Genomic DNA, 25917 nt, shown 5'->3' on the forward strand with positions numbered 1-25917 from the left:
GCGGGCACTCTGAGGAAATGACCTGACCATAAAACGCTCCATCAATCAGAGCGTTGCTACGACCATATGACTTTGCCGGCCTCATAGCGACAACAACTGCGAGTTAGTTGGGTATTGTCGGGCGGTTGGCCCGCATAAGTGCGCCCGCACCGCCGTCGAACTGTGTTGTGTGAAAGCTCGGCGCCCTGGCGACTTCCACGAACCCCCATCGGCGATGCAACTCGATCGACGCCAGGTTGGACGCGTTGACGACGTACCAAGCTTCCGATGTGCGGCGCCATATCCAATCCAGTCGGGCTTGGGTCAGTGCTGTGCCGATGCCGCTGCGTCGATGTTCTGGCTGCACGGTGATCCCGCCCAGATAATGGCCCTTGGGAGCGAGGCCGTCGTCATAGTCCCAGAAGTGGGTCTTCCCCCAGCCGGCAAGCTCCCCGAGGTCGGACACTCCGCGCACAAAGGCAACCACCACGAGGCGGGTGTCGTCGTCGATCGCTTCTTCCAAGCTGTCGGCGGCTGGAAGGGCGAGGCCAGCTTTGGCCTGGATATCGAGAATGCCGGCGATGTCGGATCTTTTGGCAAGGCGGATTTCCGCACGTAGCTCAGGGGGCACACAGTTGGAAAAGCTGTTGCCGCTCATCGACTGAGCCTCCCTCCCAGTCGCGGTCGTGTCAATGCATATCGCACCAAACGACTATTTTGCCGAAATTGCGGCGTGTTGCACCATGAAATGGGCCCTCGTAGACCATCCATGATATTTATTGGTTATGACGCAACCGACTGCCGAACATGTAGGTCTCCTTCTTCGCGACGCCCGCGGCGAAAAGGGCTGGACACAGGGCCAGCTCGCTTCGGAACTGGGCACCAGCCAAAGCGCCATTGCCCGAATGGAACAGGGCAAGCAGAACCTCAGCCTCCGGATGATCGAACGCCTTGAATCCATCTTCGGTCGCACCATCGTCAAAGTCGGCAAGCGACAGATGACCCACCTGCGCGTCGAGGGCGGACGCACGCTCTCCGGCTCGGTGGACGTCAACAGTAGCAAGAATGCCGGCGTCGCGCTGCTTTGTGCGAGCCTCATCAACCGCGGCACCACCACCTTGCGCCGACTGGCACGGATCGAAGAAGTCAACCGGATCGTCGAGGTTTTGACCTCCATCGGTGTCGAGTGCACTTGGCTGAACGGCAACGATTTGCGCATCCGCCGCCCGAAGACCCTTGACCTCGCCTCCATGGACGTGGAGGCGGCGCGCCGCACTCGCAGCGTCATCATGCTGCTGGGTCCCCTCCTGGATGAGGCGGCTTCGTACCAGTTGCCTTACGCCGGCGGTTGCGACCTAGGGACTCGAACTGTGGAACCGCACATGCAGGCGCTACGTCAGTTCGGGCTCTCTGTGGAGGCCAAGTCCGGCTTCTATTCCGTGCAGGCCCCACCGGCCGACGGCGATCACCGCACGTTCGTGCTCACGGAGCGCGGTGACACGGTAACGGAGAACGCCATCATGGCCGCCGCACACCGCAGCGGTACCACGGTGATCCGCAACGCCAGCCCCAACTACATGGTGCAGGATCTGTGTTTCTACCTCCAGGGGCTCGGAGTGGTGATTGACGGCATCGGGACAACCACCCTGAAGATCACAGGCCGCCCGGCGATCGACGTCGACATTGAGTACTTCCCGTCTGAAGACCCGATCGAAGCCATGAGCCTCATCACCGCCGGCATCGTGACCAACTCGGAGGTCACCATCTGCCGTGTTCCGATTGAGTTCATGGAGATCGAACTGGCCACGCTTGAGCAGATGGGCCAGCAATTGGATATCTCCGGCGAGTACTTTGCACGCAACGGACGGACACGCTTGGTGGATGTCACCACCAAGCCATCCCGGCTACGCGCGCCGGAGGACAAGATCCATCCGATGCCGTTCCCCGGGTTGAACATCGACAACCTGCCTTTCTTCGCGGTCATCGCTGGCAATGCTGAGGGCCAGACCATGATCCACGACTGGGTCTACGAAAACCGGGCCATCTACCTGACCGAGCTCAACAAGCTAGGAGCCCAGATACAGCTCCTCGATCCCCACCGCATCTATGTAAATGGCCCCACCAAGTGGCGGGGGGCCGAAGTGGGATGCCCACCGGCCCTCCGTCCTGCCGCTTGCCTGCTGTTGGCCATGCTGGCGGCCCGTGGCACGTCCGAGTTGCGCAATATCTACGTGATTGAACGCGGATACGAGGATCTGGCCGAGCGGCTCAACACCATCGGCGCCAAGATCGAGTACTTCCAGGACTGACGGCGTCGGATTTCTGCGCTGAGCTCGGCCCTGGTCGGGCGGAACATTCTGCTGGATCACCCGGAGCGTGCTTTCGCCCAGGCCCGGAAACCCGCGGGGTGTGCCTTCTACCAGAGGCGGTGATCCAGCAGAATCCGTCGTTGCGATCAGTTCTGTTCGTTGTCCAGGGCCAGTACGGCGCGGATTTCCTCCATCACCTGCACCGGGTTGTTCCAGATCCTCTCGGGAGCGAAGCTCAGGACGTCAAAGCCACGTACCTGCGCAGCGTTCAGTCGTGCCATGTCTTTCCTCAACGCCTCCCGGGAACTGTGGAACGCGTAGCCATTGACTTCAACGATCAACCGACTGCCAATCAAAAAGTCGACCCGTCCGACACCGCGGATATGGACTTGGCGGCGGAATGGCAGGCCTTCCGATTCAAACAGCAGACGGGCGCTGATCTCGGGTACGGATTCGGACAGTCCGTCAGCCTTTGCTAACAGCCTTCTGGCGTTTCCGTAGTAGTCGGCAGAGATCTCACTTTCGATCATGGCCTGGGGGATGCCGAACTGCTGCATGGCCGACTGCGCAATGGCAATAGCATCCACGTCCGGCAAACAGGTCAGAGCGTGAATGACGGTGTCTTCTACGGATGCCACGGGGACGGCATTCTCCAGAGAGAAGCGAAGCCCGCCATGCCGGACGAAGCCCCTGCCCCGGCAGTGGCGCGTGGCCAGGTGCACATGCCAGGGTTTGTCCTTGATCCACAGACCGTAGCGTAAGGCCGCACTTGCACAGGTGAGCTGCCCGTTGTTGAGGATCGCCGTGAGGTATTCCGGATCCGCCGATGGGAGGGCCCACACGCCCTTTCGTGGTTGGTGTGCCCCAGCGGAAGCCAGCTTGTGGATCGCTGCGGGCGTATAGCCGTTGGCACGAAGCAGACCTACCCGGGCGACGCCGCCCACCGAGGAGAGGTAATCCAGGGCATCCATGGATCCAGCTAGCCATGGAATTTCAGCTGACGCCCCAATGAATGTGGCGTATGTGGATGAGTTGGCCGACATTCTGCTGGATCATTCCAGGGTGGCTTCCGCTCATGCCCGGAATATGGGGACACTCGTTCCGCATGGCCGGAGTGATCCAGCAGAATCCGTCGGGAGCCCACCCCAGCCCGGCCCCAGCCCACCCCAGCCCGGCCCCAGCCCACCCCAGCCCGCCCGGCCCCAGTCCCCGCCCCGCCCCTGTTTCCGAAAGGCTGCCATGGCGCACAATTGATCCGTGCGCACTTTTGGTGTGGAAGAGGAGTTGCTGATCGTCGATCCCGTGACCGGCGAGCCTCTTGCCCTGGCCGACGCGCTCCTTTCGGGCATGGCCCAGCGCGGCGCACCCCAGAATGGAGCGCCCCAGTACGGCGTCACCCAAGACGACCCCACCCCGGACGCCCCCGAGACCAGCTTCAACCCTGAGGACATGGACGACCCCGATACCGCCCTCACCCACGAGCTCAAGCTTGAGCAGATCGAGACGCAGACCCGGCCATGCCGCAGCTACGCTGAACTGTTGCACCAGATCCGCAAGGGGCGGGGCCTCGCGAGCCACGCGGCACGGCGCCACGGTGCAAGGATCGCGGCGTTGGCCACGTCACCCGTGGACGCCGCTTTGCACACCACTCCGGATCCCCGGTATGCCGTCATGCTCGAACGCTTCGGCATCACGGCACACGAACAGCTCACCTGCGGATTCCATGTACACACCTCGATCGAGTCTCCGGAAGAAGGCGTTGTGGTCCTGGACCACATCCGGGACAAGCTGGCGGTCCTCACCGCAATCAGTGCCAATTCGCCCTTTTGGCGGGGGCTGGCGACGGGCTTTGAGAGCTACCGGACGCAGGCCTGGAACCGTTGGCCGTCCTCGGGTCCGTCGGCCGTCTTCGGTTCCTTGGCCTCATACCGGCGGGTGGTCCGAAGGCTCATCGAAACGGGTGTCCTGCTGGACGAAGGCATGGTCTACTTCGATGCCCGGCTATCCCGGCACGTTCCTACGGTGGAAGTTCGTGTGGCCGATGTCTGCCTCCGGGCCGAGGACGCCGCGTTGATCGCAGTGCTCGTCAGGGCCTTGGTAGAGACCTCTGTGCGTGAGTACCATGCCGGGATAGAGCCCGCGGTAGTGCCCACGGTGCTCTTGCGGATGGCGTCGTGGCAGGCAAGCAACTTTGGACTCCGCGGCGAACTCCTGGACTTTGGAACCTTTCGGCCCGAGCCTGCTGCCGACGTGGTCTGGTCTCTGGTGGAATATCTGGAACCGGTGCTTGCCGAACAGGGTGAATTCGACTTGGCGAAGGCCGGCGTGGCAGCCATCCTGAGCCGTGGCAACGGCGCTATCGAACAGCGTGGTGTTGCCGAGCGCTGGAGCGAGAACAATGGCGGGGCGCCCGACGCCGCCGGGCTGGCCGCCGTCGTCGAGCACGCTGTTCAGATCACGATGCGCTCAGAGAGGGATCAGAGCGACACCAAGCCGCAGCCTGTGCTCACCTGGGTGCGCCAGGACTGGCGCGAGGCGCCCGGCTAACCCACGCCGGGCTAGACCACGCCAGGCTAGACCACGCCCGGCTAGACCTGCTTGAGTGCCTGTTCCAGGTCCCGGATGAGGTCGTCCACATCCTCCAGCCCCACCGAAAGCCGCACCACGCCGTCAGCGAGCCCGATGGCTGCCCGGCCTTCGGGACCCATGGCACGGTGCGTAGTGGTGGCGGGGTGAGTGATGAGGGACTTGGAATCGCCGAGGTTGTTCGAGATGTCGATGACTGAGAGCCCGTCCAAAAGCGCGAACGCGGACTCTTTCGCCGAACGTCCCGCGGAGGGGAGCAGCTCGAAGGTCAGCACGGTGCCGCCGGCTTTCATCTGCTTCGCGGCGAGTTCGTACTGCGGGTGCGACTTCAAGAGCGGGTACTTGACCCAGCTGATGGCCGGCTGTTCCTCAAGCCATTCAGCGATCCGCAGCGCCGACGCCGAGGAGTGGTTCACGCGCAGCCCCATCGTTTCAAGGCCCTTGGTCAGGACCCAGGCGTTGAACGCGGAGAGGGATGGTCCGGTGTGCCGCATGAGCTGCTTGACGGGACCATCGATGAACTCCTTGGTGCCCAGGATCGCTCCGCCCAGGACCCGGCCCTGGCCATCGATGTGCTTGGTGCCCGAGTAGACAATCACGTCTGCGCCGAGATCGCCGCAGCGCTGCAGCAGGGGAGTGGCAAAGACGTTGTCGACGACGACGGTGGCGCCGGCCGCGTGGGCCAGTTCGCTCACCGCGGCGATGTCCACGATTTCCTGCATGGGGTTTGACGGCGACTCGAAGAACACTGCCGTTGTCGGCTCGGACAACGCGGCACGCCACTGGTCCAGGTCCGGTCCGTCAACGAAGACGGTCTCGACTCCCCAGCGCGGCAGGATCTCGTTGAGGATGACGAAGCAGGAACCGAACAGTGAGCGCGCGGCAACCACCCGGTCACCGGCAGCCAGCAATGCACCAAGGGCGGTGAAGACAGCGGACATGCCCGACGCCGTCGCGAAGCACGCCTCGGCACCCTCAAGCAGGCGGAGGCGTTCCTGGAAGGTGGCCACGGAGGGGTTGCCGTAACGGGAGTAGACGAAGCGTTCGTCCTCTCCGGTGAACGCGCGCTCGGCGGCTGCGGCGGATTCGTAGACGAAGCCGGAGTTGAGGAAGACAGCCTCGGACGTTTCCTGGAAGTTGGTGCGGTCAAGGCCTCCGCGGACTGCCTGGGTGTCGGGGCTCCAGCCGGCGGCGTCAGGATTGAAAGTCACTTAGATTTCCCCCAGGTTCGTCGGAAGTCCACGGTTTTTCCAGCCGTTCACGGTTCGCTCGCCGTAGCGGTCAGGCTCGCCTTCAAAGCCCTCCAACACGTTGTAGGCGGTGTAGCCGGCTTGGGTTGCGGCGATGGCGGCGGCGATGGACCGTTGGCCGGAGCGGCAGAGGAAGATCAGTTCGGTGCCATCGGCCTCCGGGGCCTGCTGTGTCAGCTCTTCCATGAAACGTGTGTTGGGGATTCCGCCGGCAAGGTTCCACTGGATGAACAGGGGATCGTTTTCGGTGGCCTTGGTGTCTGGAATGCCGATGTGTGCCCACTCGCCTTCGGTGCGGACGTCCACCAGGATGGCGCCCTGCTCCAGTTTGGCCCAGGCGTCGTGCGGGCTCAGGTCGCCTGCGTAGCTCATGCGTGGCCCTCGCCGTCGAACTCTTCGTCGAGTGCATCCACTGCAGATGCGACTGCCGCATCCGCGCTGGCGATCGCCGCGGGGAGGACGATGGCCTGCGCCACGATCACGTCCGTGCCGTTGAAGGTGGCAGCCGGGCTGCCGTGCAGCACGTAGCCTTCCGCGAGCGCGGTGGAGATCCGCTCGCAGAATTCCTTGGTGTCAGGACCCGTGACGAGACGGTAGGAGAGTCTTTCTTCGGTGGGTTCAGGCATTGGTGCTCCTCAGTCACGCTTGCAGTTCGAAAGTGTCGATACGCCGAGTAGTCACCTGAGGCACCCCGCCGGAGAGAGGGTTGCCGACCAGCAAGTCAGGGCTTCGCGCTGGTGCTCATTACTCAAGAAGAAAATAACATCCACGACGGCGGCCCGCATCACCGGCCTTCGTCATGTTCCGTAACCGGCGCGGCGGCCCAGCGGATTCGGGCGAAAATCATCGCTCGACGTCTGCCCTGCGGGACCCGAATGCCCCTTCAAATATGTGGCAGGATCACGCCTGAGCTTGCGACGGCTGGGAGCCGGTGGGGACTAAGCCTCGGTTTCCCTCGGAAGCGGCTCCAGGCTTGCTTGGATCCGGCGTGGCAATTGTTTGGATTCTTGCACCAAAAACGACGGTGAATGATGGAACGTGGAGCCTTGATGCTTCCGGATTTCAAGCAACTCGTGGACGGATATCCCGGTGGCCGTGGCCAAGGCATGCAGCGAGAGGCTGTTGTGATGAGCCAAGGCAAAGACCACGCCTGACAGGGCTTCGAAACCTTCTGTCTCGTAGATTTCCTGTACCAAGTTGGACATGGCATTCGCATCGTCGATTGATCCCGCTGACGCCGCAGTCGCCATGGCGGTCAGCGACCATGCAGCAGAGTCGGGGCTGATGTAAATGCTCATGTCGATACCCTACGGACTCAAGCCCACTTGTGGAATGGGCGGAAACGTTTTCCTCCCCAACCCAAGTGACTCGCAGTTGGTGTCGTTATGGACGCCCGTAACGACAACAACTGCGAGTCAGTTGGGCAAGAAGCCTGATGCGCCGGCCCCAGAACCGGCGCATCAGACAATTTTTGTCCGGCTGGGTGCCGCTGGCCTTAGAGGTAGATCGCCCTTCCCCAGCAGGGTTCACGAAACTAGTTAACTACCGCGGCCATGGCGGCACAATAGACCTTGGCCGGCTAAATGAGCCTGCCCGCTACACTCGGATTCATGTCGGGTCATGGGGGAACCAGAACGGTAGCGGTATTGCTGGCGGGGCTGCTGCTCGCCGCTGGGATGTCCGGCTGTGAATATACCGACGCCGGTGATCCGCGGCCGGTTGCCGCGCCCACTCGGACTTCTCCGGGGCGGGTCCCGGTGCCCACCAAGGATCAGGCCACAGCCGCCCTCGAAGCCAACAACCTGGTTATGGCTAAACGTCTGCTCGGGCAAGCATCCGGGGCGGTGATCCTGGAGGACTCCGGCACCGTGGGCGGCGCGGTCAGTGGAGTCAACAAGAGCACCAGGGTAGAGACCGCCGGCTCGTACACCGTGACGGCGGCCTGCGTTGGTGCTCCGGAGGTCCAGATGGTCGTCGGGCAGGATCCGCGGACCGGGCTGGCCCCACAGGACCAGACGTTCGATTGCTCCGCCCCCTACACGGGCGTTGTTCAGCTGCAGCCGGGGCCGGTCACCGTCCAGGTCCACCTGGCGCGGGCCAACTCGGGCCCCTCCGCCTCTGCCGGAGCCGGGGAAGTCGCCGCGGTGAGAATTACGGCCAACGGCTGAGAGGCGAGGCTGATCATTGGGTTGTCCGGGGGCTGCCTTCGATTGCCCTGGGACCACAGTCTTGGGATACTCCACGCATGTCTTCTCTCCCCGTGACGTTTGCCGAGGACGTCATCAACCGGCCAATCAGGACCCAGTTCGAGGCATTCATTGACGAGCACCGCCGCGCGCTCAATGCCTGCTTGAACGGCCTGACCGAGGAACAGGCCCGCCGGTCATTGGTGCCGTCCCGGACCACGCTGCTGGGGCTGGTCAAGCACGCGACCTTCGTCGAGAAGGTCTGGTTCGACGAGGCCATCACTTGCCGTCCACGCGCCGAAATCGGTATCCCCGCGACGCCGGACGAGTCGTTTATCCTCGACGACGACGACACGATCGCCACAGTCCAGCAAGCACACCTCAAGGCATGTGAGGCGTCACGCCTTGCGACCTCGTCCTTGGAGCTCGACAGCATGCTGAACGGCAATCGCCGCGGCCCGCTGCCGTTGCGCTGGGTGTACCTTCACCTGCTGCGCGAACTCGCTCAACACTGCGGGCATGCAGACATCCTGCGCGAGCAGATCCTGAGTCAGTAGCGCCGCGATGGCGCCTATTCAATCCCTGCGAACAACTCGTTGAGCTCGGCCGTGAGCTGCTTGCGCATTGCCGGTGTGCCGATCTCCCTGCCGTCCACATGATTGACGGGCGCGATGAGCCGGATGCTTGAGATCAGCCACACGGCGTCGGCGTCGAACAGGTCGTCCGGGACCAACGGGCCGTAGCCGAGTTCCCAGCCAGCCGCCTTCGCTTTCGCGAAAAGTGCGTCTTGCGAGGTGCCGGGGAGGATGCCGCTGTCCAGTTGCGGAGTGATGAGGCGCTTGACCGTGCGAACGGAACCGGCGCCGTCGTCGACCGTTTCAACGTGCGCCAGCAAAACGGTGGAGGTCGGGCCCTCCAGGACCCGGCCGTCTGTTGAGGTGAAGATCGCGTCATCCGCACCTTGCTTGTGCGCGTAGCGCAGCGCGGCCATGTTCACGGCATAGGACAAAGTCTTGGCACCGAGCAGCAGCCAGGGGGCGCGCTCGCCCGCCTCTGTGTCGAAGCCGCGGTCAAGAAGTACGACGTCGATGCCCGTCTCGCGCTGCCGGCGACTGCCTGCAGGGGACCGCGAAGCCTGGATCCAGCATGTAGGGGTCGAAGCGCCTTCGACGCCGCGTGTCACCAGAAGCTTGACGACGACCTCGTCCTCGGCCGGGCTCGGCGCGGGAAACGCGTCGCGGAATTCGATGATTGCAGTGTTGATCGCCTTGCGCCACACCTCTTGATCGGGAATGTTCAAGTCCAGAGCGCGGGCTGAGCTTTCGAGCCTGTTCAAGTGGGCCTGTACCTTCCGTGCCCGGCCCTCGAGGGCGAGCAGCGATTCGAAGACGCCGTCACCTCGCGTGGCGCCCAGGTCCGTAGCCATGAGCTGCGGCTGGCTGGAATCGGCGATGCGGCCGTTTTCGAACGCGGGATCCAGGAAAACGAGGACCGTCGAGGCAGGAAAAGTCATACTTCCAGCTTAGTGCGGCCCCGCAGGACGGGAGGTCAGCAGCGGTGCGCCAGATAGGCTGTGCTCACTGCTAGTTCTTTTGACCGCGGGAGTTGTCGAGTGCTGTTTCCTTTTCAGGTCGGAGTGGAGTGGACCGGGCTCCTGGGCGCATGGGTGATCGCTGAAATCATCCTGCGAATCGTGCTGCTTGGCGTCATCCCGGGAAACCGCCGTCCCACCACGGCCATGGCCTGGCTATTGGCCGTCTTCCTCGTCCCTTCGGTCGGTTTCGTCCTTTTCCTGTTGTTCGGCAATTTCCGGCTGTCCCGTCGTCGTCGTGAGCAGCAAGAGGAGGTCAACGAAAGGGTGCGTGCCGGCACCTCGGCGATCGCCGCCGTCGTCAGCACATACTCCGGACCCGAATGGGTGACGTCGGCGGGTGAACTGAACCGGCGCCTCGGCTCGCTGCCGATGGTGGACGGCAACTCCGTGGAGCTGATCCCCGGCTACGAGGAATCACTCAAGGCCATGGCTGAAGCCGTGCGGGGGGCCAAAAAGTTCGTCAACGCGGAGTTCTACATCATGAGCAGCGACTCCGTCACCGACGAACTCCTCACCGAGTTGGAAAACGCGGCTGCGCGCGGTGTCAACGTGAGGCTCCTGTTCGACCACATCGGCACGCTGCGGATACCGGGGTACCGAAGGCTGGTCCGCAGGCTCAGGGGTGGCCGGATCCAGTGGCGCCGCATGCTGCCGCTGTTGCCCGTCCTCGGTCAGTGGCGACGTCCCGATTTGCGGAACCACCGGAAAATCCTGGTGATCGACGGCGAAATTGCCTTCACCGGCTCCCAGAACCTGATCGAGCCCTCCTATAACAACCCCAAGCACCGACGCGCCGGCCGTAAATGGGTGGAGCTCATGGCGCGCATGGAGGGGCCGATCGTTGCCACCCTCAACGTCGTTTTCGCCACCGACTGGCTCAGCGAAACGGACGAGTCCCTCGAAAACCAATTGCAGGTCTCGGTCCGCGCGACACCCGGCAGAATGACCGCCCAGGTGGTCCCCAGTGGCCCGGGATTTGTCACGGAAAACAACCTGCGCCTCTTCAACACGCTGATCTACTCGGCTCAGCACCGCATCTCGATTTGCAGCCCTTACTTCGTGCCTGACGATTCGCTGCTCTATGCCATCACGACGGCGGCCCAGCGTGGCGTGGACGTGGAACTCTTTGTTTCCGAGAAGGGCGACCAATTCCTGGTGCATCACGCGCAGCGGTCCTACTACGAAGCGCTCTTGGAAGCCGGAGTGCGGATCTACCTATACCGGGCACCTTACGTGCTGCACGCCAAGCACTTCACGATCGACGACGAAGTTGCCGTCCTCGGTTCAAGCAACATGGACATGCGCTCCTTCTCCCTCAACATGGAGGTCTCCGTGATGCTCCTGGGTGCCGAGGCCGTGGACAGCATGCGCTCCGTGGAGTCGAGCTACCGGGAAATGTGCCGCGAACTGACCCTGGACGATTGGCTGGACCGGCCGATGCTTGCCAAGTACGTGGACAACGTGGCGCGATTGACGGCGACGCTGCAGTAAGGGTCAATCCTCGGCGCAGGCTTCGTCTGCGGGTTCGGCATGGATCCGCGACAGCAGCCCATGGAGTTGGAAGAGTTCATTCGCGGAGAACCCGGCAAAGGCCTCGCGTTCGACGTCGGCCACGGCAACTTCGATCGAACCCACCGCGCGTTTGCCTTCCGGGGTGATTTCCACGATGTGACGACGGCGGTCCGCGGGATCGCGGCGGCGTTCCGCGAGCCCTTCGCGTTCAAGATCGTTCAACACGGCCACGAGCGCGCTGGCGTCGATTGAGAGGATATCGATGAGGCCTTGCTGGCTGATGGGCCCGGACTCGGCAAGCCGGCACAAGAGGACTGCATGCCTCGGACTAAGCCCGGAGAAGTCCAGCGCTTGGCGAAGACGAGTGTTCATGATGCGCCCGTGGCGCGCCAAGAGAAACCCCAATTGTTTGCCTGCTGCTGAAGGACTCATCGAGAAAATCTTATCACTGAGGAAATTATTGATCATTTGAAATCGTTGTCATTCATGAACGATCTGAGCGGCACCAGCCGAGCAGCGTGAGCTTCTTAACTAAGGAGTTGCCATGAATGATCAGGCCCAGCACCCCACTGTGGTGGTTATCGGCGGAGGCTACGGTGGCATCGCCGTAGCCAAGGCGCTCGACGAATATGCGACGGTTACCTTGGTGGAGCCCAAGGACGCCTTCGTCCACAACATCGCGGCGCTACGTTCCGTGGTCCAGCCCGACTTCCTGCCGCGCATGTTCCTGCCGTATGACCGGCTGCTGGTGCACGGCGAGGTGTTGCGCGATCGAGCTGCCAGGGTGGACGGACACACGGTCGAGTTGGCTTCGGGGGCCAGTTTGATGCCGGACTATATTGTCCTCGCCAGCGGTTCCAGCTACCCCTTCCCGGCCAAAAGTGATCGGCTGGTCACCACCGACGCCATCGCCCGCTATCAAGCCGCACATGATGACCTCAAACGGGCCAGCAAGGTGATGCTCCTTGGTGCCGGGGCAGTGGGCCTTGAATTCGCCGGCGAGATCGCCGCCGCGTGGCCGGACAAAGATATTGTGCTGGTGGATCTAGCGCCGGACATCCTTCCTGGACCATACGATCCACGGCTGCGGGTGGAGGTCAACCGGCAGCTGGATGGTCTCGGCGTGCGGCGAATCATGGGCAGCGCGTTGGTACAGCCGCCCCCGGTACCCGCCGGGGAGTTCGGCACTTTCACGGTCAACACCACGGACGGCACGGCCATCGAGGCGGACATCTGGTTCCGCTGCTACGGGATCGCCCCACAAACGGACTATGCGGCGGGAGATCTCCTTGCCGCACGGACGCCCGAGGGCTACCTGGAAGTCACCCCAGAACTCCGCGTGGTGGGCTTCGAGAACGTCTATGCCTTAGGCGATATCTCGGCGATCGACGTGAACAAAGCCGGCGTCGCCGGACGCGAGGCTGCGGTGGTTGCCAAGAACATCCAGGCCCAGATTGACGGCACAGGCGAACTGGCTGCCTATCCGCCGTCGCGGCCTGTCATCATCCTTCCGTTGGGGCCCGCGGGCGGTTCGGGACAACTGCCCGACGGCGAGATCGCCAGCCCGGAGCTGATCTCCAAGATCAAAGGCCAACACATGATGATCGACCGGTATGCGGAGATGCTGAACCTGACCGCCTGAGCATGGAGCCCGGGCCCGGTGCGATGGCCACCGTCCCAGTGACGTTACTGGTGGTTTACATAGGCGATGCACTGGCCTTGGTTCTTGAACTGTGGATAGTCCATCCAGCCGTCCTTCTTACATTGGTCCTTGGCCGTGGGCGAGAGGCCCTGCGACGTTAGGAAGCTCTCCGAGAAGCGAAGGTTTTGCGTATCCATTGCCGACGCGGTACCCGCATCGGTGTAGGTGTGGGCGCCGGACGAAATCGTTGCCGAATATGTCAGGGAAGGGGCCGTAAACCCCTCGAGGGCCCTGACATGGCGGCGCGCCTGCCGACAGAATGCAGTCCCCGTGGCGCCAGACGCCAGGTCCTTTGTGCCGGTCACGGCCCCCGTCGCGCTCGTGATCGTAAACGTGGCGTGGAAAGCCGCCAGGGTCGGCGTGCCGTCCGGCAGCAATCCCACGGCGACCGAGACATCTTCGACGAAAGTGCCGGGATAGGGCCCGCTTGCAGTCCCCACATAGTGCACCGTGAATGATCCAGATCCGGGGCAGCTCGTCACGTCGAAGCTTGAGGCCGCCCGGTCAGCGACGAATGTCTCCCCGACGAGGGTTGGGGGCAGGGTGCCGGCCTGTGCCGCGGCGGATCCGGTCAGTAGTCCTGCCAGCAGCAGACAGGGTCCCAGAATCAGCTTTATCGTTTTCATTGCTTTCCCCATTTTCCTGGTTGTCGTTTTATAGGACTCGCTCTCGCCCACTAGCTTCGGGGCTCAGGCTGCGCAATCCGGCCCATCCGTCAGGGCACGGACACTGTGCGTGACTCTAGAACGGTGGATACCTGCTGTCGCGAGTGGTCCTTACCCGTTTTCCGCTGCGTATCTGCTGTGTAGTTATCTTCCTTCGACTTGCACCCGACAGCCGGGGGCTTTCCTTCCAGCCGGATTGGGGCGATTCTGTAATTCCAAGCATGTTTGGAAGCGTTGTTCGGAGGCATCATGGCGCGGAAAAACGAGTCCCCGGCTGTGCAGGCACCGCCCGAGCCCGGCGACGAATACCCCGAGAAAGTTCGAATCCTGGCCGAGGGCCGATTGGTCAGCGACCGGCTGTGGAACGCGGACCTCGCTCCGGCCCGGCAACGGAACTGGAGGGTCCGCAGCCTCTTCGCCCTGTGGATGTGCGACGTCCACAGCATCGCCGGTTACACCTTCGCCGCCGGCCTCTTCATCACCGGTTTGGTGGGCTGGCAAGTCTTCCTGGCACTCGTCCTTGGCATCACCCTTGTCTACTTCCTCATGAACTTCGCCGGGACAGCGGGGCAGAAGACCGGCGTTCCGTATCCGGTCCTGGCGCGGATGTCCTTTGGCCTCTTTGGCGCGAACCTCGCGGCCCTCATCCGGGCGCTCATTGCCATTGCCTGGTACGGCATCCAGACGTGGCTCGCCTCGGAAGCCGTGTTGGTGCTGTTGTTCTCCGTGTGGCCGCAACTGACATCCCTCGACGGCCCGGACGTGCCGCGCATCCTTGGCCTGACACCGCTCGGATGGGCTGCTTTCCTGGTCCTCTGGGCGGTGCAGTTGCTGGTCATCCGCCGGGGCATGGAGACGGTCCGGAAATTCCAGGATTGGGCCGGCCCTGCAATTTGGGTGGCCATGTTCGCGCTCGCGGTCTACATCCTGACTCAAGCGGGTGACAAGTTCAGCCTCTCGATCCCCGGCGTCGCGCCCTTGGACGGCCCCGCTGCCCTGACGCAGTTCTTCTCCGCCATCGCCCTGACGGTCACGTACTTCTCGGCACTGCTCCTGAACTTCTGCGATTTCTCCCGGTTCTCCCCGGATCGCAGGACCATCTTGCGTGGAAACTTCTGGGGCCTACCTGTGAACTTCATCGCCTTCGCCCTTGTCACGGTGGTGGTCACCGCCGGCGCGGCGTCCTACTTCACCGCAGACCAGTACCGCGGCCAGGACATGTTCAAGGTCATCACCGACCCCGTCGCGATCGTTCAGGCCATCAAGAATCCGTGGATCACCATCATCGCCGCCGTCACGTTTGTGGTGGCCACGATCGGCATCAACGTAGTGGCAAACTTCGTCTCTGCCTCTTACGACCTCGCCAACGTGGCCCCGCATCGGATCGACTTCCGCCGCGGCGGACTCATCAGTGCCGTCTTGGCGATCGTGATCCTGCCGTGGAACCTCTTCAGCAGCCCGGTGGTGATTGTGTACTTCCTGGGCGGCCTGGGCGCGCTGCTTGGCCCGCTGTTCGGGGTTATCTTCACTGACTTCTTCCGCATCCGGCACCAGCGCTGCAAGGTCTCGGACCTGTACCACGAGGACGAGAAAGGCCTCTACTTCTATACCAAGGGCTGGAATCTCAAGGCCATCGCCGCGCTGGTTCCGGCCGCCGCCGTCGCCAGCGTCATGGCCCTGGTCCCGGCCCTGCAGACCTTCCTGCCGGGAGGCTCGGGCCTGGGCCCGTATTCATGGTTCGTGGGGGCCATCCTCGCCAGCCTCATCTACTACACGATCACCCGCAACGATCCGAGAACGGTCCGCGCCCGCACGGAAGAGCACGACTGACTCAGCCCTCGGGGAACTCCGCGCCCAGCGCCGAGAGCACGCCGAATGCCTTGGTCCGGATTTCTTCGTATTCGTCCAGGGGCGTGGAGTCCGCAGTGATGGCGCCACCGACGCCGAGACTGAGCATGCGTCCGCCGTCGCCGTCCGGACCCATCACCAAAGTCCGGATCACGACGGCGAGGTCCGTCGCCGCGTTGAGCGAAAAGTAGCCAATCGCACCGGAGTAGACCCCGCGAGGGCCGGACTCCAGCTGGTCCAGGATGTCCATGGTGCTGATCTTCGGAGCGCCCGTCATGGACCCAGCGGGGAATGCGACGGCCACAGCCTCGGCCCGGGGGGCTCCCGGCCGCAACTGGGCGTCGATGGTGCTCACCATCTGGTGCACGGTGGCGTAGCTTTCCACTTCGCACAGCCGGCTGACAGTCACCGATCCCGGCACGGCAAAATGACTCAAGTCATTGCGGAGCAGGTCCACGATCATGATGTTCTCGGCACGGTCCTTGAGGGAAGATTCGAGGCCGCGCCTCAGCGCTTCGTCGATGACGGGATCGTTCGCCCGGGCCCTGGTGCCCTTGATCGGCTCGGCCCGCATGCCGCCGTCGGAGGTAATCCGCAAGAAGCGCTCCGGCGAGGTGCTGGCTACCGTCAGCTCGCCGAACCGCAAATAGCTTGCGAAAGGCGCGGGGTTGCGGTTACGCAGCGCGAGGTAGCTCTCCCACGGGTCCAGTCCCGGATCCGCGGCGCTCACGGTGGTGGTCAGGCAGACCTCGTACGTGTTGCCCTCGGCGATCTGGCGCTGGGCGTCAGTGATTTTGCCTTTGTATTCGTCTTCGGTGTCGCGGCTGGAAAAGCTCGGAACCGGCGGTGTTCCCGGCGCCGGCAGCGGCTTCTCCGAGGCGCGCACGACGGCGTGACGCACCCGGGCGAGCCACTCGCCGTCGTCGGGGTCAAGGGTGAGGGCCCAGACGTGGCCGCTCTGGTGGTCGAGGACCACCGCGCGCCCGGCGAAGATCAGTTGGGCGTCCGGGGTGTGCGATCGCACGTTGGAGCCACCCGTTTCGCGCTTCAGCTCGTATCCCAGGTAGCCGAGCCAGCCGAGGGTGAATCCGCATTCGTAGCCATCGGGGCCTTTGAGCGTTCTACGGCCCCACACCGAGTTGAGCCAACGGAAGAACAGCCCTTCGGCAGCCACGGATGCCTGGCCGGCCGTAATGGTGGTGACTCCATCGGAGTGCCGCGCCCACTGTCCGAAGGTTCCCGAATCGTCGGCCATGATGCTGAAGCGGCGGCGATCAGCGCCCGGCGCCGTGCTGTTGCCGGAAGCATTGGAGGAATCCAGCCATACTGCCCGTGGCGAATCGCCATACAGCTCGGAAAACAAGGCCGCCGGATCCGCGAGCACGCCCTCATGGCGCTCGTAGTTCAAACTCAAACCGCGGCGTGCCGAGAGTTCGGGAGCCAGTACGGCTGAGAGGGAGGGGAGGTAGTTCAGCGCTTGCAGCACGTCCTCCGGGGCATTGCCGTCCGCGCGGTTCCGGACCCTGATGTCAAGGTGTTCGAGGACGTCGTCGGTCTCCAGCCACTCGTCCTCCTGGGATGCCCAGCTGTCCCAGAATTGCTCGTAGCTGCTGCCGTCCCGGGCCAATGCACGGTGCTTGCGTTCGTCGTCGGGAGCGTCTACCCAAACCACGGCGTCCAGCATGGGGCGGGCGGCGCTGGCGGCCGCCCCGACGCCCTCCACAATGACGATCTCGGCAGGCAGGGTCACGTGGCTGCGGCCGTCGTAGTGTTTCTCCCAGTCCCAACTCACCCATTCGGCCGCATCGCCGTTGTGCAGTGGTGCCAGGACGGTGGTGACGTAACGCTCGATGCCCGCGGCGAGGCCGTTCCAGCCCGGATAAATGTCCTCAAGATGGAACAGCGACACCTTGTGATGCATGCGGAGACGGGCGGCCAGTTCGACGGCGAGGGTGGTCTTTCCGGCGCCGGAGCGGCCATCGACGGCGATGATCACGGGTGCTGGGGTCATGAAATAGAGCGTACCTGCTGTGGGTCGAGGTGCTGTGCCTGCGGCCCAGCGCCTGGATGTCCAGCGCCTGGATGCCCGGCGCCCGGGTGCCCAGCGCCCGGGTGCCCAGCGCCCGGATGCCCGGCGGCGAGGGCGGCCCGCGTGTGGGCCACGATTCCGGGGACGGCCGCGCGGATGAGGTTCCACGTGACGTCAAAATCATGGTGGCCGCCGTACCAAGGATCCTCGATGCCCAGATCCAGGGTGCTCCGGCCAGCAACCGCAGGGTCGAAACTGCGCAGCATCCGGATTTTGGCGAGGGTTTGCGAGTCCGGGGCGGCCTCGTGCAGCCAGCCGTAGTGGTCCACATCGAGGGCCAGGATCAAGTCCCGTTCCCGGAACCATTCCTGCCGCCAACTCCTGGCCACGTGCTTCTCAGAGCGGATGCGGTGCGCCGAAAGGACACGGGCGGCGCGTGGATCGATGGCGTGTCCGGCCTCGTATGACGTGGTTCCCGCGGAGTCCACTACAACCGCCCCACCCAGCCCTCCGGCTTCGAACGCTTCGGTCAACATCAGCTCAGCCATGGGCGAGCGGCAGATGTTCCCCGTGCAGACGGTGATGATGCGGTATGGGCTCGACGCTGAGTACATGCAGCAAGCATGGGGGATGCTACCCCGTCTTGGCTAGTCAAAAAGTTGGGAGATTACAGAATTTGTAAGTCGCTGGTGGGGGCGTAAAAGCAGGTGCCCCGTGGCCTCAACTTCCTACCGTTTTTGATCGCCGTTTGACGCCGCCGATGGCGGTTTTCCGGGGCTCGGAACCGGAAAAATGGTAGGAAGTTGAGGCGGCCGTCGCTTAAGTGCACACCAGATCCCGACGGCGGTAGCCCGCCAGCCCGGCAACGGCAAGGATGGCGGCGATCGCCAGGGTCCACCAGGTCGAAAGCCAGTCCGTTCCGGCCGAGAAAACGTGAGGAACAATATGGAAAGGACTCGTATCGAGCAGCCATTCCGGGACCTTCAATATCGGCCCGAAGAACGTGAGCAGCAGCCAGTAAACCAGGATCAGCCAGGCGAGCGAACGCAGTTGCGGGGCAAGCCCGAGGAGGGCAAGGGCCACTCCCACGGCGAGCCATATCGCAGGAAGCTCCGCGGCGCCCTGCAAGACCACCTTGCCCACGTCGAGGGGAGAGCCGGAGACGTTGGACGCGGTGGCCAAAGCAAGGGAGCAAATGCCCATCCCCACCGCGGGAGCAAGGATGGCAAGCGCCGCCGTCGGTATGACGTGGCGCAACCGCGACAACGGTGCGGACAATATCCACTCCGCCCTGCGCTCCTCTTCTTCCGCGAAGAAACGCAGGGCGAGCTGGATGCCCATCACCGCGCCGATGATCCCCAGGATGAGCAGCAGGACTTCGACGAACGCGTAGGTCAGTTGTTCTTCCGTGGCGACCCGGAAGGCGATCAATTGCCTGACGAAGGGGTTGCCGGCGAAGGCGCTGCTCAGGGTGCCCGTAACCAGGCCGAACACCGTGCCCAGAATCAACAGGTTCACCCCCCACGTCCACAGGGGAAGGCGGTTCAGCCGCGAGGTCAGGCCCCAGATTCCTGAGCGTCCCCGAGCCGGACCGGGCCTGGTGGGGATCAGTCCGAGACCAAAATCCCGCCGCGAGGACAACCACGCGGCAAGGATCACCAGCATTCCGCCGACCCCCACTAGGAGCAGCAACGGCCCGGGATTGTTTTCCGACGCCGGACGGATGTGCTCCGCCCAGCCCAGCGGACTGGCCCAGAGCAGCCAGTCGGAGTCTTGGAGGGTGTCACCGAGTCCCCGCACGAGGTAGCTGATGCCGAGCACCGTACCTGCAAGGGTGTTGGCTGTGCGCGCCACGGAGCCCAATTGCGCGGTCGCGGCTCCCACGCCTGCGAAGGCCACCCCAGTGCCTCCCATAGCGCCCGCCAGCGCATAGGCCGACGTGGTCGGCGCTCCAACCAGCGTCAACGCCGCCCCCACCAACAAGGCCAGTGCGGCGGAGGCCAACCAGGCGAACAGAACGGCGGACGTCAGCCTCGCGAGCCTGCCCACGACTCCCGAGTCCAAAAGCTCGGCTTGTCCTGAGTCTTCGGTTGCCCGGGTATGCCGGGTTACTGCGAGAATCGCCATGAGCGCGGCGAAGAACATGCCGAACATCTGGATCCGCCACGTGGTGAAGCCGATTGCGTTGCTGAGATCCGTTGCAGGGCCTAGGAGCAATGAGAAGGCCGGGTTGGTGGAAAGGCTCGATTGGAGGGCAAAGGCGTCCAACGGCGTGGGGAAGAGGGATCCATACACCGCGTAGACAACTACCGGAATGATCCCGAAGGCCAGAAACCAAGGCAGCAACTTCCAACGGTCCAAGCGGATGGCGTGGCGCAGCAGGGGCAGGGTGCCCGTGAACGCATGGTTCATGGTGCGCGCCTACGGCCGCGCCTAGCGAAGAACGAGGCGTTCAGCCGTTGGTCGTCCTCGTTTCCGGAAGGTTCATGTTGCTCGCCGTAGTGCTGGAGGAACAGGTCCTCAAGGCTCGGCGGTGTGACAGTGAGCGCGGACATCCCGTGACGGGCAAGCACGCTCATCGCGTCCCCAAGGGTTTGTGCGTCCACGCTGAAATGCACGCGGTTTCCCTCGATCCTCAGATCCGCGATTCCAGGCAACGCGGTCAACGCCCCGAGGCCATCATCGAGGGTGGCCGAGACGTTGGTGCGGGTCCGGCTGCGCATCTCTTCAAGGCTGTTCGTCTCCACGACCTTGCCTTTGCGGATGATACTGATGCGGTCGGCCAGGGCTTCCACCTCGGCGAGGATGTGGCTGGAGAGCAGCACGGTACGTCCCAAGGTTCGTTCCCGGAGGATTTCCTCCCGGAAGGTAGCTTCCATCAGTGGATCCAAGCCGGCAGTCGGCTCGTCCAGGATCAATAGCTCGGCGTTGGAGGACAAGGCAGCCACGATGGCCACTTTTTGCCTGTTGCCCTTCGAGTAGGTGTGCCCCCGCTTGGAAGGATCCAACTCAAGGGTTTCCAGGAGATCTTTGCGGCGCTTTTCGTCCAATCCACCCCGCAGTCTGCCGAGAAGATCGATGGCCTCGCCTCCGGTCAGGCTGGGCCAGATGCTGACATCCCCTGGGACATAGGCAATCCGCTTGTGCAGTGGGACCACGTCCCGCCACGGGTCACCGCCAAGAACCTTGACAGTGCCCGAGTCGGCCCTGAGGAGGCCAAGGAGAATACGGAGGGTTGTCGATTTGCCTGCGCCGTTCGGCCCCAGAAAACCATGGACTTCGCCTTCGAGTACCTCGAGGTCCAATCCGTCCAGGGCCCTGAACCGCCCGAACGATTTCACCAGCCCCGAAATGCTGACCGCGGCAGTCATGGAGTGAGCATACTCCCGCGCTGAGAGCGCGGACAGTATTCCCTGCGGACGGCCCGCGGACGCCTCAACTTCCTACCGCTTTTGATCTCGGTTGACGTCACGGATGGGGTTTTCCGGGGAGCCGGAACCGGAAACTGGTAGGAAGTTGAGGCGGGCTAAGTCAGGAAATCCGCAAGTGCCCCAGGACTTCCTCGGCCCCGGGGTAGGCGGCCTGGGTGCCTTTCTTGGTAGTGGCGAGCGCCGCGGCAACCGATGCGAACGCCGCGGCCTCCGCCAGGGTCTCACCTGCGGCGAGGCGGGCAGCCACTGCACCGGTGAAAGCGTCCCCTGCACCGGTCGTATCCACGGCATTGACCTTTGTAGGCGCGATCCGGGAGATCTGTTCCCCGGACGCGGCGAGCGAATCGAGCACCACCGAGCCGTGGGAACCGAGGGTAACCAGCACGCGTTGCAATCCCCGCTCGGCGAACTGGCTCCGGGCCGGCTCCCAGGCGCTTGCGTGCGCGCCGGGGTGGGGCATCTCGGCGTCGCCCAGGAACATCGAGGCTTCATGCGCGTTGACCAGCAGGACGTCGCTCAAGTCGGCCAGGCTCTGCGGGATCTCGGCGTATGGCGAGAGGTTCAACAGAACTGTTGCTCCGGCGTCGTGCGCTGTTTTGGCGGCAGCCTCAACAGTCTCAAGTCCGACCTCCAGGCAGAGGCAGAGCACCGCGGCGTCGTCGAAGGCGTCGGCCGACACGTCTGCCGGGGCGAGCGTTCCGTTGGCACCGGCCGAAATGATGATGTTGTTCTCGCCGCTCGCGTCCACCGCGATCACCGCGACGCCGGTGGCCGCATCCGCGGAACGGCGGACTCGCGACACGTCCACGCCTGCGCCCTCCGTGGAGGCGAGGAGCATGGCCCCGTTGGAGTCATTGCCGACGGCGCCGATCAGGCTTACCGTGCCCCCCAGCTTGCTCGCCGCGACCGCCTGGTTGGCGCTCTTGCCGCCGGGATTGACCGCGAAACCGTTGCCATGGACGGTTTCGCCCGGGAGCGGGAGCCGCTCGCAATAGATGGTCAGGTCGGCGTTCAAGGACCCGACGACGACGATCCTGCGGGTCACTTTTCCACCTCGGCTTCGAGGGGCTTGGGAATGAGCAGCGATGCCGCGAAGGCGGCAACCGTGATGGCCAGGCCGACGACGACGACCGTCAGGTAGGAGGCCTTGGCGTCGCCGAGCGCCGAGGTCGCCACAAGGACCGCTGGCAACACCAGGAAGCTCAGGCCCGCGCCGAGGTTGAAGGCGCCGGCGTTCATTCCGGGTAGGAAGCCGGGGTTGCCGGCAGGGGAGAGGACAACTCCGAGTCCGTTGAGCATGATGTTGACCGTACCGGCGTACATGATGCCGAGCAAGGCCGTTCCCACGATCATGAGGGGCAGGCTGCCGAGGCCAAAGAACGCGATGATTGCCAGGGCCGCGATACTGCCAAGCATTCCGATGCGCAGGACTTTGGTGTAGCCGAGCACCGGGGCGAGTCGGCCACTGATGGGCCCGAATACCCAGCCGAGGAGGGCATACGGAGTGAGGATCATGAGCGACATCTCGGTGGGGCCGACGCCGAAGCCGGGTGCAGCCGCCTGGACGTAAGCGGGGACGATGCCGTTGATGACCGCGAAGATGCCGGTCATGGCCAGGGTGGTGGTGAGCAGTGGTGCCCAGGTGGAACGCTGGCGAAGGTGGACGGTTTCCACCATGGGCGCCTTGGAGCGCTTTTCCACCGTCCAGAATGCGGCGAACGCGGCAACAGCAACGACGATCAGCCCGATGGCCAGCATCAGCGTGCCGGAGGAGAATGCACCCACCAGCTTGGAACCCTCGTTGAGGGCCGTCAGGAGCGCGCCCACGGCGATCACGATGAAGAACACGCCCAGCCAGTCCATGGTGGTGCCGGCGGCGGGCTTGCTCTCACCGGCAAGGAAAGAGATCAGGGCTGTGGCCACGACTGCGAGGCCGACCATGAGCCAGAAGATGCTGCGGAAACCGAAGTGCTCGGCGAAGTAACCGCCCACGAAGGAGTCGACGCCGGCCACGCCGCCGTTGACTGCCGTGATGAGGCCCATCAGTGCTCCGTACTTGCGCGGGTTGTTGACCGCGGAGCGGAGCATGATGAGGCACAGCGGCACGGTGGGGCCGCTGACGCCCTGGACGATGCGGCCCACGAATAGCCACGTGACGTCCGGGGCCATGGCCGAGATGACCGAGCCAACGGCCATCAGCAGCATCATGCCGAGGAGGATCTTCTTGCGTCCCACGATGTCGCTCAAGCGCGGCAGGAAGAGCGAGAACAGGGCTGCGGCGGTGAAGAACCAGGTCTGGGAGAGGCCTATGACTGCCTGGTCCGTGTGCAGTTCGTTGCCCATGGTGACCAGGGCGGGGCTGAGCATGGACGCGTTGAGCTGGAAGGCCACGCAGGCGGCCAGCAGGGCGACCATGAGGGCGGTGACGTTACCGCGGGTGGTCTTGGTTTCGGTGATCAGGGTGGTCATTTACTTGGCCTCTACTGAAACGCTGCCGGCGGCGGCGACGACTGGTTCGACGGCAGTGGTGACGCCGCCGATGGTGGCGGGAGCGCCGGCGTCGGGCTCTCCGATGCTCGGCTCTCCGATGCGGACGATCGCGTCGGTGACGAGGTTCCAGAACTTCTCGTGGTCGAGGTCTACGGCAACGGAGGTATTGCAATCAGCCGGTGCGGGGCTACGGAAATCGGCCACGGTCATGCCAAGCGTGAGCTTGCCTTGCAGTTCGATGTCCACGGGGACCTTGCGGGTGGTCATCACGGTGGGATCGATGACGTAGGCCACGGCGCAGGGATCGTGGACCGGTGGATAGTCGAAACCTTGGGCGTCTTTGTAGGTCTTGGTGAAGAACTCCATCAGTTCCATGACGAACTTGGCCGGCCTGGTACCCACTGCGGCGATCTTCTCGACAACCTCCGGGGTGGCCAGGGCCTGGTGCGTGAGGTCCAGGCCCACCATCACGACGGGCCATTTTTCGTTGAACACGATGTGTGCGGCCTCGGGGTCGATGATGATGTTGAATTCTGCCACCGCGCTCCAGTTCCCCACGTGGTAGCCGCCGCCCATGAGGACAACTTCCTTGACGCGTTCTACGATGCGCGGCTCCTTGCGGGCGGCCATGGCGATGTTGGTGAGTCCCGCGGTGGGAACCAGGGTTACGGTGCCCGGCTCGTGCGCCATGATGGTTTCAATGATGAGGTCGACGGCGTGGCGGGAGTCCAGCTCGATGGTGGACTGGGGCTGCTCGGGGCCGTCCATTCCGGTTTCGCCGTGGATGTCCGGTGCGGTTTCGATGGAACGAACCAGCGGCCGGTCACAGCCGGCGGCAAAGGGAACACCCGTGATGCCCGCGATGGTGCCTACCGAAAGGGCGTTGCGGGTGACCTTTTCGAGGGTCTGGTTGCCAACCACCGTGGTGACGGCGAGCAGTTCGATGTCCGGGTTGCCGTGGGCCAGCAGTAGGGCCACTGCGTCGTCATGCCCGGGGTCGCAGTCCAGGATGATCTTCTTGCGTTCACGGGTCATGGTGTTGGGGTCCATGTTCATCTCCACGTCATTGGGGCCTGCATAAGGCAGGGCGCTAAAGCATTCAGGGGAATTCTGGCACTGGCTCGCGTGTCGCGTCAAGCGCTTAACGCAAATCGCGTCAAGCGCTTGATGCCTTGCGGGGTGGGAACGGCTGGTTCCCGGCTACGATCGATGTATGGAATCGGCGGAACGAGTGCAGCAGGCCCTAGTCCGTACGCAGCGCGTGACCGCGGCGATGGTGGCCTCGCGGGCAGGGGTTTCCACGGCAACGGTGTCCTTGGTTGCCAACGGGAAAACCCAAGGCAGGGTGTCCGAAGAGAACATTTCGCGCGTCCGCCAGGCCATCGCCGAGCTTGGCTACGTGGTGGACGGCATCGGCAGTTCCTTGGCCAAGGGCGTGAGCTCGATTGTGATCCTCGTGGCGCCGGACATTTCCAACCCCTTTTTCGCGAAGGTCATCGCCGGGGTCCGGGAATCGCTTGGTTCCGACTACCAACTGCTGCTCTCAGTAACCGACGCCGGTGAATTCCCGCGCGCTGACGACGTCCGGAAGCTCCTTGCCCTTCGCCCTGCGGGCCTGCTGGTGGATGCACCCAACGCGGCATTCCTCGAGGAGCTGTCCGTTGCCGGGCCGCTTGTCCTTCTCGACGCCCCGGGCCTTGAAACCTACGCCCCGTCGGTGAACCTCGATGTTGCCCATGGCGCCCGTGAGTTGGCCGCACATCTTGCTGCTTCGGGGCACAAGCGCGCGGCCTACGTGGACAGTGTGACAGGAACGGCAACGTTCGAGGTGCGCCGGGCGGCGTTCCTGGATGAGGCAAGCGCTCGCGGTATTTCCGTGGCGGACGCGCATATCACCAGCACCACCATCGACGTCGGCGCTGCCGCCGCTGCTTTTGCCGCCGCCTGGCCGGAATGGCAGCAGGCCGGGGTCACCGCCGTCGTCTGCGGAACGGACACGCACGCCTACGGTGTGTTGCAAGAGGCCCGTGTGGCTGGTGTCCGGATCCCGGAGGAACTGGCCGTTGCCGGCTTCGACGATCTGCCGTATTCGGCCACGAGCAACCCGAGCCTGACCAGTGTGCATTTGCCGGCGACGGCGCTTGGGCTCAAGGCAGGCGAACAACTCCGCGGGATCATGGAAGGCCGTGTGCTGGAGCCGGCGCAGTTGACGCTGGAGAGCTCGCTGGTGGTGCGAGGCTCCACGGCATAGATTTCCCGTCGATTGCTGAGCAAGTGCCGTTTTGAGGACTGAAAACGACACTGTGGGCCCACACCGGCGAGGGCCCCGGCCTGAG

At 63.8% G+C, this 25917-nt stretch carries 24 protein-coding genes and 1 riboswitch; of the genes, 8 read left to right on the top strand and 16 right to left on the bottom strand.

Going from position 1 to position 25917, the window contains the following annotated elements:
- Positions 1-103 precede the first annotated feature (103 nt).
- The gene (locus OOZ51_RS11620; RefSeq protein WP_265979741.1) at positions 104-637 is read right to left on the bottom strand and encodes a GNAT family N-acetyltransferase; all 534 of its coding nucleotides are present in this window, start codon (positions 635-637) and stop codon (positions 104-106) included.
- A 127-nt stretch (positions 638-764) separates the two neighbouring features.
- Here OOZ51_RS11620 and OOZ51_RS11625 point away from each other — a divergent pair, with 127 nt between their 5' ends.
- Positions 765-2288 (top strand): UDP-N-acetylglucosamine 1-carboxyvinyltransferase, encoded by a 1524-nt coding sequence (locus OOZ51_RS11625; RefSeq protein ID WP_265979742.1) that lies wholly within the window; start codon positions 765-767, stop codon positions 2286-2288.
- 146 nt (positions 2289-2434) lie between these two features.
- On the opposite strand, the gene OOZ51_RS11630 is transcribed toward OOZ51_RS11625, so the two are convergent.
- Positions 2435-3259: an endonuclease domain-containing protein gene (locus OOZ51_RS11630; protein ID WP_265979744.1), complete on the bottom strand. Its 825-nt coding sequence runs from the start codon at positions 3257-3259 to the stop codon at positions 2435-2437.
- Positions 3260-3545: 286 nt separating this feature from the next.
- Here OOZ51_RS11630 and OOZ51_RS11635 point away from each other — a divergent pair, with 286 nt between their 5' ends.
- Positions 3546-4835, top strand: coding sequence for a glutamate--cysteine ligase 2 (locus tag OOZ51_RS11635; RefSeq protein WP_265979745.1), 1290 nt, complete (start codon positions 3546-3548; stop codon positions 4833-4835).
- A 41-nt stretch (positions 4836-4876) separates the two neighbouring features.
- Here the strand turns inward: OOZ51_RS11635 and OOZ51_RS11640 are convergent, their stop codons facing one another.
- The 4 genes from OOZ51_RS11640 to OOZ51_RS11655 form a co-directional block, all read right to left on the bottom strand.
- On the bottom strand, positions 4877-6085 hold the full coding sequence (locus tag OOZ51_RS11640; RefSeq protein ID WP_265979746.1) for an O-succinylhomoserine sulfhydrylase: 1209 nt from the start codon (positions 6083-6085) through the stop codon (positions 4877-4879).
- Complete coding sequence (locus OOZ51_RS11645; RefSeq protein ID WP_265979747.1) at positions 6086-6496, bottom strand: rhodanese-like domain-containing protein; 411 nt, start codon at positions 6494-6496, stop codon at positions 6086-6088.
- Positions 6493-6750 (bottom strand): DUF1737 domain-containing protein, encoded by a 258-nt coding sequence (locus tag OOZ51_RS11650; RefSeq protein ID WP_265979748.1) that lies wholly within the window; start codon positions 6748-6750, stop codon positions 6493-6495. The genes OOZ51_RS11645 and OOZ51_RS11650 overlap by 4 nt, the downstream gene beginning before the upstream one ends.
- 10 nt (positions 6751-6760) lie before the next feature.
- Positions 6761-6873, bottom strand: a riboswitch (SAM riboswitch).
- 189 nt (positions 6874-7062) lie between these two features.
- Entirely contained in the window at positions 7063-7422 is a 360-nt protein-coding gene (locus OOZ51_RS11655) for a hypothetical protein (protein WP_265979749.1), read from the bottom strand.
- 285 nt (positions 7423-7707) lie between these two features.
- On the opposite strand from OOZ51_RS11655, the gene OOZ51_RS11660 reads away from it, so the two are divergent.
- Positions 7708-8292: a hypothetical protein gene (locus OOZ51_RS11660; protein ID WP_265979750.1), complete on the top strand. Its 585-nt coding sequence runs from the start codon at positions 7708-7710 to the stop codon at positions 8290-8292.
- Between the two features lie 77 nt (positions 8293-8369).
- Positions 8370-8867, top strand: coding sequence for a DinB family protein (locus OOZ51_RS11665; protein WP_265979751.1), 498 nt, complete (start codon positions 8370-8372; stop codon positions 8865-8867).
- A gap of 14 nt (positions 8868-8881) precedes the next feature.
- Here the strand turns inward: OOZ51_RS11665 and OOZ51_RS11670 are convergent, their stop codons facing one another.
- A complete protein-coding gene (locus tag OOZ51_RS11670; RefSeq protein ID WP_265979752.1) occupies positions 8882-9823 on the bottom strand; it encodes an aminodeoxychorismate lyase in 942 nt (313 codons plus the stop codon).
- A gap of 99 nt (positions 9824-9922) precedes the next feature.
- Between OOZ51_RS11670 and cls the strand changes: the two genes are divergently transcribed.
- Positions 9923-11395 carry a cardiolipin synthase gene (gene cls, locus OOZ51_RS11675; protein ID WP_265979754.1) on the top strand — a complete coding sequence of 491 codons (1473 nt, stop codon included), beginning with the start codon at positions 9923-9925 and terminating at the stop codon, positions 11393-11395.
- A gap of 3 nt (positions 11396-11398) precedes the next feature.
- On the opposite strand, the gene OOZ51_RS11680 is transcribed toward cls, so the two are convergent.
- Entirely contained in the window at positions 11399-11848 is a 450-nt protein-coding gene (locus OOZ51_RS11680; protein WP_265979756.1) for a MarR family winged helix-turn-helix transcriptional regulator, read from the bottom strand.
- 112 nt (positions 11849-11960) lie between these two features.
- On the opposite strand from OOZ51_RS11680, the gene OOZ51_RS11685 reads away from it, so the two are divergent.
- Positions 11961-13058, top strand: coding sequence for an FAD-dependent oxidoreductase (locus OOZ51_RS11685; RefSeq protein WP_265979757.1), 1098 nt, complete (start codon positions 11961-11963; stop codon positions 13056-13058).
- A gap of 44 nt (positions 13059-13102) precedes the next feature.
- On the opposite strand, the gene OOZ51_RS11690 is transcribed toward OOZ51_RS11685, so the two are convergent.
- Positions 13103-13744: a hypothetical protein gene (locus OOZ51_RS11690; protein WP_265979758.1), complete on the bottom strand. Its 642-nt coding sequence runs from the start codon at positions 13742-13744 to the stop codon at positions 13103-13105.
- 288 nt (positions 13745-14032) lie between these two features.
- Here OOZ51_RS11690 and OOZ51_RS11695 point away from each other — a divergent pair, with 288 nt between their 5' ends.
- On the top strand, positions 14033-15613 hold the full coding sequence (locus tag OOZ51_RS11695; protein WP_265979759.1) for an NCS1 family nucleobase:cation symporter-1: 1581 nt from the start codon (positions 14033-14035) through the stop codon (positions 15611-15613).
- A 1-nt stretch (position 15614) separates the two neighbouring features.
- Here OOZ51_RS11695 and pabB read toward each other — a convergent pair whose 3' ends face one another.
- From pabB to uriH, 7 genes are all read right to left on the bottom strand, one after another.
- Positions 15615-17642 carry an aminodeoxychorismate synthase component I gene (pabB, locus tag OOZ51_RS11700; protein WP_265979760.1) on the bottom strand — a complete coding sequence of 676 codons (2028 nt, stop codon included), beginning with the start codon at positions 17640-17642 and terminating at the stop codon, positions 15615-15617.
- Positions 17639-18274, bottom strand: coding sequence for a low molecular weight protein-tyrosine-phosphatase (locus tag OOZ51_RS11705; protein WP_489667151.1), 636 nt, complete (start codon positions 18272-18274; stop codon positions 17639-17641). The genes pabB and OOZ51_RS11705 overlap by 4 nt, the downstream gene beginning before the upstream one ends.
- 205 nt (positions 18275-18479) lie before the next feature.
- On the bottom strand, positions 18480-20072 hold the full coding sequence (locus OOZ51_RS11710; RefSeq protein WP_265979761.1) for an ABC transporter permease: 1593 nt from the start codon (positions 20070-20072) through the stop codon (positions 18480-18482).
- A complete protein-coding gene (locus OOZ51_RS11715) occupies positions 20069-21031 on the bottom strand; it encodes an ABC transporter ATP-binding protein (RefSeq protein ID WP_265979762.1) in 963 nt (320 codons plus the stop codon). The genes OOZ51_RS11710 and OOZ51_RS11715 overlap by 4 nt, the downstream gene beginning before the upstream one ends.
- Before the next feature lie 160 nt (positions 21032-21191).
- The gene (locus tag OOZ51_RS11720; RefSeq protein ID WP_265979764.1) at positions 21192-22136 is read right to left on the bottom strand and encodes a ribokinase; all 945 of its coding nucleotides are present in this window, start codon (positions 22134-22136) and stop codon (positions 21192-21194) included.
- Positions 22133-23560 (bottom strand): uridine transporter UriT, encoded by a 1428-nt coding sequence (gene uriT / locus OOZ51_RS11725; protein ID WP_265979766.1) that lies wholly within the window; start codon positions 23558-23560, stop codon positions 22133-22135. The genes OOZ51_RS11720 and uriT overlap by 4 nt, the downstream gene beginning before the upstream one ends.
- Positions 23561-24631, bottom strand: coding sequence for a uridine-preferring nucleoside hydrolase UriH (gene uriH, locus OOZ51_RS11730; RefSeq protein WP_265979767.1), 1071 nt, complete (start codon positions 24629-24631; stop codon positions 23561-23563).
- A 163-nt stretch (positions 24632-24794) separates the two neighbouring features.
- Here uriH and OOZ51_RS11735 point away from each other — a divergent pair, with 163 nt between their 5' ends.
- Positions 24795-25832, top strand: a complete 1038-nt coding sequence (locus OOZ51_RS11735) for a LacI family DNA-binding transcriptional regulator (RefSeq protein WP_416346374.1) — start codon at positions 24795-24797, stop codon at positions 25830-25832.
- The last annotated feature ends 85 nt before the right edge of the window (positions 25833-25917 follow it).

The sequence above is a fragment of the Arthrobacter rhizophilus genome, assembly GCF_026241105.1.
Lineage (GTDB): Bacteria > Actinomycetota > Actinomycetes > Actinomycetales > Micrococcaceae > Arthrobacter.

Excerpts from the sequence above, each read along its gene's own strand:
- OOZ51_RS11620 (WP_265979741.1), bottom strand. The coding sequence starts at position 637 with ATGAGCGGCAACAGCTTTTCCAACTGTGTGCCCCCTGAGCTACGTGCG.
- OOZ51_RS11625 (WP_265979742.1), top strand. The coding sequence starts at position 765 with ATGACGCAACCGACTGCCGAACATGTAGGTCTCCTTCTTCGCGACGCC.
- OOZ51_RS11630 (WP_265979744.1), bottom strand. The coding sequence starts at position 3,259 with ATGGATGCCCTGGATTACCTCTCCTCGGTGGGCGGCGTCGCCCGGGTA.
- OOZ51_RS11645 (WP_265979747.1), bottom strand. The coding sequence starts at position 6,496 with ATGAGCTACGCAGGCGACCTGAGCCCGCACGACGCCTGGGCCAAACTG.
- OOZ51_RS11650 (WP_265979748.1), bottom strand. The coding sequence starts at position 6,750 with ATGCCTGAACCCACCGAAGAAAGACTCTCCTACCGTCTCGTCACGGGT.
- OOZ51_RS11655 (WP_265979749.1), bottom strand. The coding sequence starts at position 7,422 with ATGAGCATTTACATCAGCCCCGACTCTGCTGCATGGTCGCTGACCGCC.
- OOZ51_RS11660 (WP_265979750.1), top strand. The coding sequence starts at position 7,708 with ATGAGCCTGCCCGCTACACTCGGATTCATGTCGGGTCATGGGGGAACC.
- OOZ51_RS11665 (WP_265979751.1), top strand. The coding sequence starts at position 8,370 with ATGTCTTCTCTCCCCGTGACGTTTGCCGAGGACGTCATCAACCGGCCA.
- OOZ51_RS11670 (WP_265979752.1), bottom strand. The coding sequence starts at position 9,823 with ATGACTTTTCCTGCCTCGACGGTCCTCGTTTTCCTGGATCCCGCGTTC.
- OOZ51_RS11680 (WP_265979756.1), bottom strand. The coding sequence starts at position 11,848 with ATGAGTCCTTCAGCAGCAGGCAAACAATTGGGGTTTCTCTTGGCGCGC.
- OOZ51_RS11685 (WP_265979757.1), top strand. The coding sequence starts at position 11,961 with ATGAATGATCAGGCCCAGCACCCCACTGTGGTGGTTATCGGCGGAGGC.
- OOZ51_RS11690 (WP_265979758.1), bottom strand. The coding sequence starts at position 13,744 with ATGAAAACGATAAAGCTGATTCTGGGACCCTGTCTGCTGCTGGCAGGA.
- OOZ51_RS11695 (WP_265979759.1), top strand. The coding sequence starts at position 14,033 with ATGGCGCGGAAAAACGAGTCCCCGGCTGTGCAGGCACCGCCCGAGCCC.
- pabB (WP_265979760.1), bottom strand. The coding sequence starts at position 17,642 with ATGACCCCAGCACCCGTGATCATCGCCGTCGATGGCCGCTCCGGCGCC.
- OOZ51_RS11705 (WP_489667151.1), bottom strand. The coding sequence starts at position 18,274 with ATGTACTCAGCGTCGAGCCCATACCGCATCATCACCGTCTGCACGGGG.
- OOZ51_RS11710 (WP_265979761.1), bottom strand. The coding sequence starts at position 20,072 with ATGAACCATGCGTTCACGGGCACCCTGCCCCTGCTGCGCCACGCCATC.
- OOZ51_RS11715 (WP_265979762.1), bottom strand. The coding sequence starts at position 21,031 with ATGACTGCCGCGGTCAGCATTTCGGGGCTGGTGAAATCGTTCGGGCGG.
- uriT (WP_265979766.1), bottom strand. The coding sequence starts at position 23,560 with ATGACCACCCTGATCACCGAAACCAAGACCACCCGCGGTAACGTCACC.
- uriH (WP_265979767.1), bottom strand. The coding sequence starts at position 24,631 with ATGGACCCCAACACCATGACCCGTGAACGCAAGAAGATCATCCTGGAC.
- OOZ51_RS11735 (WP_416346374.1), top strand. The coding sequence starts at position 24,795 with ATGGAATCGGCGGAACGAGTGCAGCAGGCCCTAGTCCGTACGCAGCGC.